Origin of the sequence: Nocardioides sp. (genome assembly GCF_025965415.1) — a bacterium.
Classification (GTDB): Bacteria; Actinomycetota; Actinomycetes; order Propionibacteriales; family Nocardioidaceae; genus Nocardioides.
The window spans coordinates 33676-43374 of sequence record NZ_JAOPWY010000153.1; the positions used below are offsets into that span (position 1 = coordinate 33676).

The window sequence follows — 9699 nt, forward strand, 5'->3', positions numbered from 1 at the left end:
GTCGTGGTCGCGTTCCTGGTGCTGGCCTTCGTCAACGCCTTCGCCATTCAGAGCAACTGGTACGCCTGACCCACCCCTCGACCCACACCCTGCCGGTGGGCACCACCTGCTGACGGGGGGCGTCCTGCGACGATGGCCGGGTGCACCTGCCCGTCCTGTCCTCGGACTGCTCCCGCTGCAGCGGACTGTGCTGCGTCCTGCTGCCCTTCTCGCGCAGCGACGGCTTCGGCGTCACCAAGCCCGGCGGCACCCCCTGCGCCAACCTCGCCTCCGACGACGGCTGCAGCATCCACGCGACCCTGCGCCAGGACGGGTGGGTCGGCTGCACGCGCTTCGAGTGCTTCGGTGCCGGGCAGCACGTCACGCAGGTGACCTACGGCGGGGCGTCCTGGCGCGACCAGGCCGACCTCGGCGAGATGGCCGCGGTGCTCTCCGTGGTGCGCTCGCTCCACGAGATGCTCCTGCACCTCGGCACCGCCGCCGACCGGGCGCCCGGCTCGGTGCCGGACGGGCTGGTCGAGGAGATCCTCGAGCTCGACCGGGCGGACCCGGTCACCCTGCTCACCTCCGACGTCGACCACCTGTACGAGCGAGTCGGCACCGTCCTCGACGCCGCCAGCCTGCGCGTGCGGTCCGGCTCCGGCTCCACGGCGGACCTCACCCGCGCCGACCTCGCCGGCAAGGACCTGCGCCGTCGCGACCTCAGGGGAGCCACCCTGCGCGGCGCCCTGCTGATCCGCGCCGACCTGCGCGGCCTGGACCTCCACGCCACGGACCTGCTGGGCGCCGACCTGCGCGACGCCGACGTCCGCGGCACGGATCTCTCCACGACGCTGTTCCTCACCCAGCCGCAGCTCAACGCCGCAGACGGCGACGCCACCACCGAGCTGCCCGAGGACCTGGCTCGTCCGGGGCACTGGACCCGAATGCGCATAGCGCTGCCGTGACCGCGCCCGGTCCCAGACGTCGGCGCATGGAACCCAGCACCTGGCAGCCCCTGGGTCTTCGCGCCGCACCGTGCTCCGCCCCCGCGTCGCCGTGTCGGTGGGCCCGTCAGGAGTAGCGGTGGCTCTTCGCCGCGTGGCCGCGCTCGCGGGTGCAGGAGCGACCGCTCATGTTGCGGTGGCCGCAAAGCTCCTCGTCGGCGGGGGTGTCGGCGGGGGTGTCGGCTCCGACGACCGGCGTCATTGCTGCCGGCCTGGCCGCGCGCGTCGGCGCCGGCGGGGCGACCGGGGCCTTGGCGGCAGGCTTCGCCGGCGCGCCGGCAGCACGCTTCTGCGCCTCGGCATACTTCGCCTCGCGCATGGCGCGGAGGTTGTCCATCTTGCTCATCGCTCACTCACCCCCTGAACCTACGCGCTCACACCGACATCCGTCGCACGCCACTGCCTCAGCGGCTCCAGTCGATCTCGTCGTGCATCGCCAGCAGGCGAGCCCCGCGCAGGCTGTCGTGCTGGGCGACCCACGCGATCCGGCCGCGCAGATGCTCCTCGAAGGCAGGTACGTCGTCGCGGTTCTGGCCGCTGGGTCCGTGGATGCGGCAGTTGTGGAGGATCGCCTTCAACCGGTCGACGTGCTGGCGGGAGACCCGCGGCCGCTCGTTGACGACGAGGCCGCCGAGCACCTGCCGGCCGGCGCGCGGCATCACGCCGGTCTTGCGCGGGTGCAGCCGGAATCCCTCGTCGACGACGATGCCCTCGACCGCGTCGATCAGCCGCGACGTGCCGTTGCCCCACCCCGCGGCACCGGAGAACGCGAGGTCGTCGGCGTACCTCGTGTAGCGCCCGCCCCACGACCGGGCGAGCGCGGTGAGCCGGACGTCGAGCCTGAAGGCCGCCAGGTTGGCCAGCGCCGGCGACGTGGGCGCTCCCTGCGGCAGGTGCGGGGCGGCCAGCCGGCGGCCGAGCCGCCAGTGGGCGTCGAGCAGTCCGTCGTCGGCCGGGGCCGGGACGGCTCGCCAGGCCGAGAGCGGCAGGACGCTGGTCACCAGGCCCGCGAGAGCGTGCGCCACCGGCTCGGGGTAGCCGGCGGTGCGCCAGATCCCGTAGACCCGGGAGACGGTGACGCTGGCGAAGAACGCCTCGAGGTCCATCCGGAGCACGACGCTCCTGCCCGCGTGGGGCGCGGCGTAGGAGCGCACCGACCCGCCGGGCCGGAAGCCTCGTGCCGCGTCGTGCGGCGGGATCAGCGAGGTGACCTCGTCGAGGAGGCGTCGCTGGATGACCTTGAGCCGCGGCTTGGGCGCCTCGAGCACGCGGATCCCGCCGCTGGCGGCGACGCGGTGGCTGACGCGGTAGTGCTGCAGGGGCGCCTGTGGGGTGAGTCGTGCGAGGTGGCGCGGGTCGGCGAACCAGTCCAGCTCGGAGGCGCTCAAATCGAGGAACGACGCGAGGTCGCCCAGGCCGTGGAGGCCGGGAAGGCGCCAGCGGTTGCTGAGCATCCGGGTCTCGGCCACCGGCCGCACCAGCGGCCGGGACCCCAGGGCCTTCGCCGCCGCCGGTCGCGAGGCGACGATGGTGGCGAGCTCACGCGGCCGGTCCCCGGGTGGTCGGGGGTAGAGCTCGAGCACCTGCCGCACGAGCGGCGCCAGCCAGGGCGGTCGGCGGCCGAGCACGACCGTGCCGCTCGCCTCGAGGCCCTGCCGGGTCCAGTCGCCGGCGAGGAAGCCAGCGGCAAGCGCGCCGGCGAGGTCGGTCCTCATCGTGGCACTCGCCCGGCATCGCGGGCGGGGTGCGGCAGCGCAGCTCGACCTGTCCCGTCGTGCGCGCGATGACCTGCAGCGGGTCGCGCGCGGTGCAGTGCCCGAACAATCCGGTGGTCCCCGGGGTAGCCCCGGAGAAGCAAACCGGTGACGCGCACCGGTCCGCCGTCTCGAAGAAGCGCTGCCGCACCCCGGCACCCTAGCCGCGCCCGGCGACAGTCCTCAGCGCTCGAGCCAGGCGGCGAGGTTGGCCAGCGAGGCGTCGAGTCCCTGCTGGTGCGCCTCGACGTCGATGCCCGCCGGGACGTCGGTGGCGTCGACCGCGACTCGGGTGCCCTTGTCGCGCGCGGTGAACGTCCACGTCATGGTCATCCGACCGGCGTCGTCGGGGTCGTCGGAGTCGAAGACGACTCCCCACACCACGCGCTCGCCCTCGACGAGCTCGTCGATCGCGACCCGCGACACGTCTGTGTCGTCGGTCGTCTTGGCTCCGCCGTCGGGGGCCTCGTCGTAGCGCAGGGCCAGGGTGAAACCGCCTCCTGCGCGGAGGTCGACCTCTGTGAGCTCGCCAGTCATGTCACCCGGCGGGAGCCAGGCCGCCAGCGCGTCGGCGTCGACGAAGGCGGCGTAGACGTCCTCCGGTGTCGCGGGGACGTCGGCGACGGCGCGGTCGATGCGCGGCACGTCAGGTCCCCCGGCGCCAGACGACGACCGACCGTGCGGCCGCCTGGTGGAGCACCGGCAGCTTGTTGGCCGGGACAACCGCGCGCGCGGCCAGCCCACGGCGTACGGCGTCGAGCTCGGCCACCAGCTCCTCGTTGCGCGCGCGGAGCGCGTCGACCTGGTGCTCGAGGGCCATGATCCGCCGCACCCCCTCGATGCCGATGCCGGCACTGGTGAGGTCGGCGATCTCGCGGAGCCGCTCGAGGTCGCGGTGGGAGTAGCGACGACCGCCGCCCCCGGTGCGGCCGGGCTCGATGAGCCCCATCCGCTCGTAGGCCCGCAGCGTCTGGGGGTGCAGCCCGGTCAGCTCCGCCGCGACGCTGATGACGTAGACCGCAGCGTCGGGCGATGGAGCGCCGAAGGGGCTCATCGGGGTGCTCATGTCGTGGGGCGAGCTCATGCGTCGAACAGTCCTGCCCGAAGCGGCTTGCCGGCCGTGGCCCTGCGGTAGGCCTCGAGGGCCTCGCGCGCGGTCTGGTCGAGGGACGCGGGCACCTGGACCTCGATGGTGGCGAGCAGGTCGCCCTTCGAGCCGTCGCGACGCGTGGCGCCCTTGCCGCGCACCCGGAAGGTGCGGCCGTTGGGCGTGCCCGCCGGCAGCTTGAGCGTCACCGGCGCGCCACCCAGCGTCGGGATCTTCACCTCGCCACCGAGCGCCGCCTCGTCGAAGGAGACGGGTACGTCGAGGGTGAGGTTGTCGCCCTTGCGGCCGAAGACGCGGTGCGGGCTCACCTTCACCGTGACGAACAGGTCGCCCGCCGGGCCACCCTGCTCGCCCGGCGCACCCTTGCCCTTGAGCCGGATCCTGGCGCCGTCCTTGACCCCCGCGGGGATCCGGGCCTGGATCGAGCGGGCCGACGTACCGCGGCCGCTGCCGTGGCAGGTCGGGCACGCCTCGTCGTAGACGAGCTGACGGCCACCGCACGCGGGGCAGGTCTCGTTGATCGAGAACGCGCCGCCGGTGCCGGCGACGATGAAGCCGGCGCCCTCGCACTCGGGACAGATGTGCGGGCGGGTGCCGGGCATGCCGCCGGTGCCCTGGCACGTCGGGCACGCCGTGTCGGAGGTCAGCCGCAGCGAGACCGTGACGCCGTCGAGGGCGTCGGTGAAGCCGATGGTCGCCGTGCTCTCCACGTCGGCGCCGCGGCGCGGCCGCGCCTGCTGGGTCCGGGTGCGCTGGCCCCCTCCGAAGAGGTCGCCGAACATGTCGCCCAGCCCGCCGGACCCGCCGCGCTCGCGGAGCAGGTCGTCGAGGTTGAAGCCACCCCCGCCGAAGCCGCCCCCGCCGCCACCCATGCCGGGGCCGAAGCCACCACGGGCCTGCAGCGAGCGGAACTCGTCGTACTTGGCGCGCTTGGCCTCGTCACCGACCACGTCGTACGCCTCGGCGACGGCCTTGAACTTCTCGTGCTTCTTGTCGTCGCCGGGGTTGGAGTCGGGGTGGTTGGCCCGGGCGAGCTTGCGGTAGGCCGTCTTGATGTCGGCCGCGCTGGCGTCCTGCGCGACCCCGAGGACCCGGTAGAAGTCCTTGGTCGCCCAGTCGTTGCGGAAGCCTTCGGTGTCAGCCATCCGCGTCAGTCCTCAGCTGGGTCGACCACCAGCACCTGAGCGGCTCGCACCACCCGGTCGCCGATCTTGTAGCCGGCCTTGGCGATGTGCTTGCACGTGATCACGTCGACCTCAGGGTCGGTGCCCAGGTGGCTCAGGGCCTCGTGGAGGTTGGGGTCGAACGCGTCACCGGGCTCGCCGAAGCGGGTCAGGCCGAGACCGGCCACGACGCTCTGCAGCTGGTCGGCGACGGCCTTGAAGCCACCGCCGTCGACCTCGCCGTGCTCGCGGGCACGGTCGATCGTGTCGAGCACCTCGATGATCGGCGAGAGCACGCGGTAGGTGGCGTTCTCGGTGATCAGCTGACGGTCGCGGTCGACGCGCTTGCGGTAGTTGGCGTACTCCGCCTGGAGCCGCTGCAGGTCCGCGGTGCGCTCGGCGAGCCGGACCTCGGCCGAGGGGCCGACGGCGTCACCGTCGTCGGCGAAGTCCTCGGGCTCGAGCGGGCCGCCCTCCTCCAGCCAGTTGTCCACGCCGCTGGTCCCCCCGGCGGCGCCGGGGTCGGTCGTCGTGTCAGAGCTGGCGTGGGACGTGGTGTCCGAGATGGTGTCGGAGGTGGTGTCGGACGCTGCGTCCGGCTGGCCGGCCGAGGCCGAGGCGCCCTCCTGGGGCACCTCGACCTCGGTCTCGTTGGCCATCTCGCCGGCCGCGTCACCGAAGGATGCGCTGCCGGACTCGGTCACTTGGACTCACCCTCCGCGGACGCGTCGTCGCCGGACCCGGCGTCGGAGTCGGCCGGCTCGTCGACGATCTCGGCGTCGACGACGTCGTCGTCGGCCTCACCGGTGGCACCCGTGGCACCGCCGGCAGCGGCCTGGTCGGCCTCGGCGGCGGCGTACATCGCGGCACCCATCTTCTGGCTGGACTCGCCCACCTTGGTGACCGCGGCGGTGATCTCCTCGGAGGACGCGTCCTCCTTGGCCAGGGTCTCCTTGAGCGCGTCGACGTCGGCCTGGACCTCGGTCTTCACGTCGTCGGGGAGCTTGTCGCCGTTGTCGGCGAGGAACTTCTCGGTCGTGTAGACGAGCTGGTCGCCCTGGTTGCGGGCCTCCACCGTCTCGCGACGCTTGGCGTCCTCCTCGGCGTACTGCTCGGCCTCCTTGACCATGCGGTCGATCTCGTCCTTCCCGAGCGCCGAGCCACCGGAGATGGTCATCGACTGCTCGCGGCCGGACGCCTGGTCCTTGGCCGACACGTGCACGATGCCGTTGGCGTCGATGTCGAAGGTGACCTCGATCTTCGGCACGCCGCGCGGGGCCGGCGGCAGGCCGGTCAGCTCGAAGTTGCCGAGCGGCTGGTTCTGCGACCACATCTGGCGCTCGCCCTGCGCGACCTTGATCTCCACCGACGGCTGGTTGTCGTCGGCAGTGGTGAAGATCTCCGAGCGCTTGGTCGGGATCGTGGTGTTGCGCTCGATGAGCGTGGTCATCACGCCGCCCTTGGTCTCGATGCCGAGGGAGAGCGGGGTGACGTCGAGGAGGAGCACGTCCTTGACCTCGCCCTTGAGGACACCGGCCTGGAGCGCGGCGCCGACGGCGACGACCTCGTCGGGGTTGACGCCCTTGTTGGGCTCCTTGCCGCCGAGGAGCTCCTTGACGACCTCGGTCACGGCCGGCATGCGGGTCGAGCCGCCGACGAGGACCACGTGGTCGATGTTGGAGACCGCGACGCCGCCGTCCTTGAGCACCGACTGGAACGGCGCCTTGGTGCGGTCGAGCAGGTCGGCCGTGAGCTTCTGGAACTCGCTGCGGGTCAGCTTCTCCTCGAAGTGGAGCGGACCGCCCTCGCCGTGGGTGATGTAGGGGAGGTGGATCGTGGTCTCGGAGCTCGAGGACAGCTCGATCTTCGCCTTCTCGGCCGCCTCCTGGAGGCGCTGCTTGGCGATCTTGTCGGCGCCGAGGTCGACCCCGAAGTTGGCCTTGAACGTCTTGATCATCCACTCGACGACGCGGTTGTCCCAGTCGTCACCACCGAGGTTGTTGTCACCGGAGGTCGCCTTGACCTCGACGACGCCCTCACCGATCTCGAGGAGGGACACGTCGAACGTGCCGCCACCGAGGTCGAAGACGAGGATGGTCTGGTCCTCGCCCTTGTCGAGGCCGTAGGCCAGGGCCGCGGCGGTGGGCTCGTTGACGATGCGGCTGACGTTCAGGCCCGCGATCTCGCCGGCCTCCTTGGTCGCCTGGCGCTGCGCGTCGGAGAAGTACGCCGGCACGGTGATGACCGCGTCGGTCACGGTCTCGCCGAGGTAGGCCTCCGCGTCGCGCTTGAGCTTCTGCAGCACGAACGCGCTGATCTGCTGGGGCGTGAAGGTCTTGTCGTCGATGTCGACCTTCCAGTCCTCGCCCATGTGGCGCTTGACGGACCGGATGGTGCGGTCGACGTTGGTGACCGCCTGTCGCTTGGCGACCTCGCCGACGAGGACCTCGCCGGACTTGGTGAAGGCGACGACGGACGGGGTGGTCCGGGCGCCTTCGGCGTTGGCGATGACGGTGGGTTCTCCACCTTCGAGGACGGCGACGACGGAGTTCGTCGTACCGAGGTCGATGCCGACGGCTCGAGCCATGGGGGTTTACCTCCTGCGTTGGATCCTGCGATGTGGTGCCAGTCTGCCGCGCTTCGGCCGGACTGGCAAAACTCTTGAGTCGATCTCACTCAACTCTGTTCACTGGCTCCAACGCATGGTGACCCGAGATGTTCCCGCCGCCGCACAAATCCCCGCCGACCTGTCGCTCGTGCGCACCACAGGACCGCCGAGTTGACGCTTGTGCGCATTCTGCGTCGGCACAAGCGTCAGCTCGGCACCTCTGGCGCGTGCACAAGCGTCAGCTCGGCACCTTTTGCGTGTGCACATGCGTCAGCTCGGCGGGCGGGTCCAGACGTACGGCGTCGTGGTGGTCACGGCCCGCAGGCCGGAACGCTCGAGGATGGGGCGCGACATGTCGGTGCAGTCGGAGTGGATCAGGCGCACGCCGCGCTCCATCGCCGACCCTGCGCGCGCGGCGACGAGGGCGCGGTAGATCCCGCGGCCCCGGAACTCGGGCAGCGTCGAGCCGCCCCAGATGCCGGCGAACTCCGTGCCGGCCACCGGCGTCAGCCGCCCGCCGCAGACGACCCGGTCACCGACCTCGGCGATCCAGAACTCCGAGCCGCCGGAGCGCAGCTCGGCGAGGGAGGAGTCCACGGACGGTCCGCGCCCGCCGCCGAAGACGGACTCCTGGGCGGCCAGCATCCGCGTCAGGTCGTGCACCACGTCGTCCCCCTCGCCGATGCGGCGTACGACGACGGGGCCGTCCGGGGCGTCCGCCAGGGGTACGGCGACGGCGAGCAGGGCGGCCTCGCCGATCATCACCGTCTCGACCGGCTCGGGCACGAGGCCGTGCGCGACCAGCCGCTCCCCCAGGTCCGCGGGCAGGTCGTGGCCGCGCGACTTCCACTCGAACGACGCGACCTCGGTGTCGTCGCGGTAGTGGGCGACGGTCCGCTCGATGAGGTCGTCGAGCGCGGCGCCCTCGAGCCCGCCGAGGTCGCGGTAGCTGACGAACCCGCCGTGGTCGAAGACCGCCCAGAGCACCGGCCCCTCGCGCCTCAGGTCCGCGGCGCGAGCGACCTCGGCGTCGGTGCGGAGCTGGTCGTCGTAGGCCTTCAGCAGCGGGTCAGCGGTCACGCCGGCCACCCTAGGCGCGCACGCGCCCCGGCCGCGCCTGCAATTCCGGGTGGTTCGGCGTCATCCACGTGGTGGATATCATCGGTGAACACCTGCGGAATCCGGTCTCCCGGCCGCACACTTCTCCCGTGCTCCATCGGGGGAACCTGCGCCGGGTCTTCGGCGCCACTGCCGTCGCGCTGCTGTTGGCTGCCTTCATGGCGTTCAACCTCCCCGACCGCGCCGGAGCAGACCTGGCACGGTGCCAGCAGCACCGGGCCGACGCACGCGAGCGCGGCGCGATGGTCACCGGAGGCGGACAGCGGGTGCTGGTGATCGGCGACTCCTGGTCCGTCGGCCTCGGCCAGGACGACCTCGGTCGCTCGTGGGCCGGACGCCTCCCCGGCGAGGTCCACGTCGCGGGCTTCTCGGGCTCCGGCTTCAGCGTGGGGGCCAGCACCTGCGGCCCGGTCTCCTTCCACGACCGGGCACCGACCGCGCTCGCCGCCCGCCCGCAGCTCGTCGTCGTCGAGGGTGGCCTGAACGACTACGACCAGCCCGCCGCCGCCGTCGAACGCGGCTTCCGCGAGCTCATGGCCGACCTGGCCGGGCAGCACGTGGTCGTCGTCGGCCCCGCGGACGCCCCCGCGCGCTCGGCCGCGGTGCCCCGCGTGGACGCGCTGCTGGCCGACCTGAGCGACGAGTACGACGTCCCCTACGTCCGCACCAGCGACCTCGACCTCCCCTACCTCGCGGACCGGCTCCACCTCACCGAGTCCGGGCACCGCGAGTTCGGGGACGCAGTGGCCGCGCGAATCGCTGCCACCACGCCCACGCGACCCGCGCTTCTCCCCCGCTGATCCGCTCCGCGACGACGGAATCGCGCGAGGTCCCGATTATCGGACACGACGCGAAGGCGACGTTCGGGACGTGCAGGTTCTCGCGTTGCAACAACCTGCAGATCTGCGTCCATTGACGGCCTCCTCGCCGATTGCGAGTTTGTGCACTGGTCCGCTTCACC

10 protein-coding genes are annotated in these 9699 nt (G+C 72.2%); 2 read left to right on the plus strand and 8 right to left on the minus strand.

Annotation, left to right across the window (positions count from 1 at the left end):
* Positions 1-140 precede the first annotated feature (140 nt).
* The gene (locus JWN97_RS15795; RefSeq protein WP_297624629.1) at positions 141-947 is read left to right on the plus strand and encodes a pentapeptide repeat-containing protein; all 807 of its coding nucleotides are present in this window, start codon (positions 141-143) and stop codon (positions 945-947) included.
* Between the two features lie 106 nt (positions 948-1053).
* On the opposite strand, the gene JWN97_RS15800 is transcribed toward JWN97_RS15795, so the two are convergent.
* The 8 genes from JWN97_RS15800 to JWN97_RS15835 all read right to left on the minus strand — a co-directional run bounded on the left by JWN97_RS15800 (position 1054) and on the right by JWN97_RS15835 (position 8699).
* Positions 1054-1332: a hypothetical protein gene (locus JWN97_RS15800; RefSeq protein ID WP_297624632.1), complete on the minus strand. Its 279-nt coding sequence runs from the start codon at positions 1330-1332 to the stop codon at positions 1054-1056.
* 58 nt (positions 1333-1390) lie between these two features.
* Entirely contained in the window at positions 1391-2701 is a 1311-nt protein-coding gene (locus tag JWN97_RS15805) for a reverse transcriptase family protein (protein ID WP_297624637.1), read from the minus strand.
* A 222-nt stretch (positions 2702-2923) separates the two neighbouring features.
* On the minus strand, positions 2924-3385 hold the full coding sequence (locus tag JWN97_RS15810) for an SRPBCC domain-containing protein (RefSeq protein ID WP_297624639.1): 462 nt from the start codon (positions 3383-3385) through the stop codon (positions 2924-2926).
* Between the two features lies 1 nt (position 3386).
* Complete coding sequence (locus JWN97_RS15815) at positions 3387-3794, minus strand: MerR family transcriptional regulator (RefSeq protein ID WP_363321302.1); 408 nt, start codon at positions 3792-3794, stop codon at positions 3387-3389.
* A gap of 26 nt (positions 3795-3820) precedes the next feature.
* Positions 3821-4993 (minus strand): molecular chaperone DnaJ, encoded by a 1173-nt coding sequence (gene dnaJ, locus JWN97_RS15820; RefSeq protein ID WP_297624645.1) that lies wholly within the window; start codon positions 4991-4993, stop codon positions 3821-3823.
* Positions 4994-4998: 5 nt separating this feature from the next.
* Positions 4999-5715 (minus strand): nucleotide exchange factor GrpE, encoded by a 717-nt coding sequence (gene grpE / locus JWN97_RS15825; RefSeq protein ID WP_297624648.1) that lies wholly within the window; start codon positions 5713-5715, stop codon positions 4999-5001.
* The gene (gene dnaK / locus JWN97_RS15830) at positions 5712-7598 is read right to left on the minus strand and encodes a molecular chaperone DnaK (protein WP_297624651.1); all 1887 of its coding nucleotides are present in this window, start codon (positions 7596-7598) and stop codon (positions 5712-5714) included. The genes grpE and dnaK overlap by 4 nt, the downstream gene beginning before the upstream one ends.
* A gap of 291 nt (positions 7599-7889) precedes the next feature.
* Positions 7890-8699 (minus strand): GNAT family N-acetyltransferase, encoded by an 810-nt coding sequence (locus tag JWN97_RS15835; RefSeq protein ID WP_297624654.1) that lies wholly within the window; start codon positions 8697-8699, stop codon positions 7890-7892.
* A 128-nt stretch (positions 8700-8827) separates the two neighbouring features.
* On the opposite strand from JWN97_RS15835, the gene JWN97_RS15840 reads away from it, so the two are divergent.
* Complete coding sequence (locus JWN97_RS15840) at positions 8828-9538, plus strand: SGNH/GDSL hydrolase family protein (RefSeq protein ID WP_297624656.1); 711 nt, start codon at positions 8828-8830, stop codon at positions 9536-9538.
* Positions 9539-9699 lie beyond the last annotated feature (161 nt).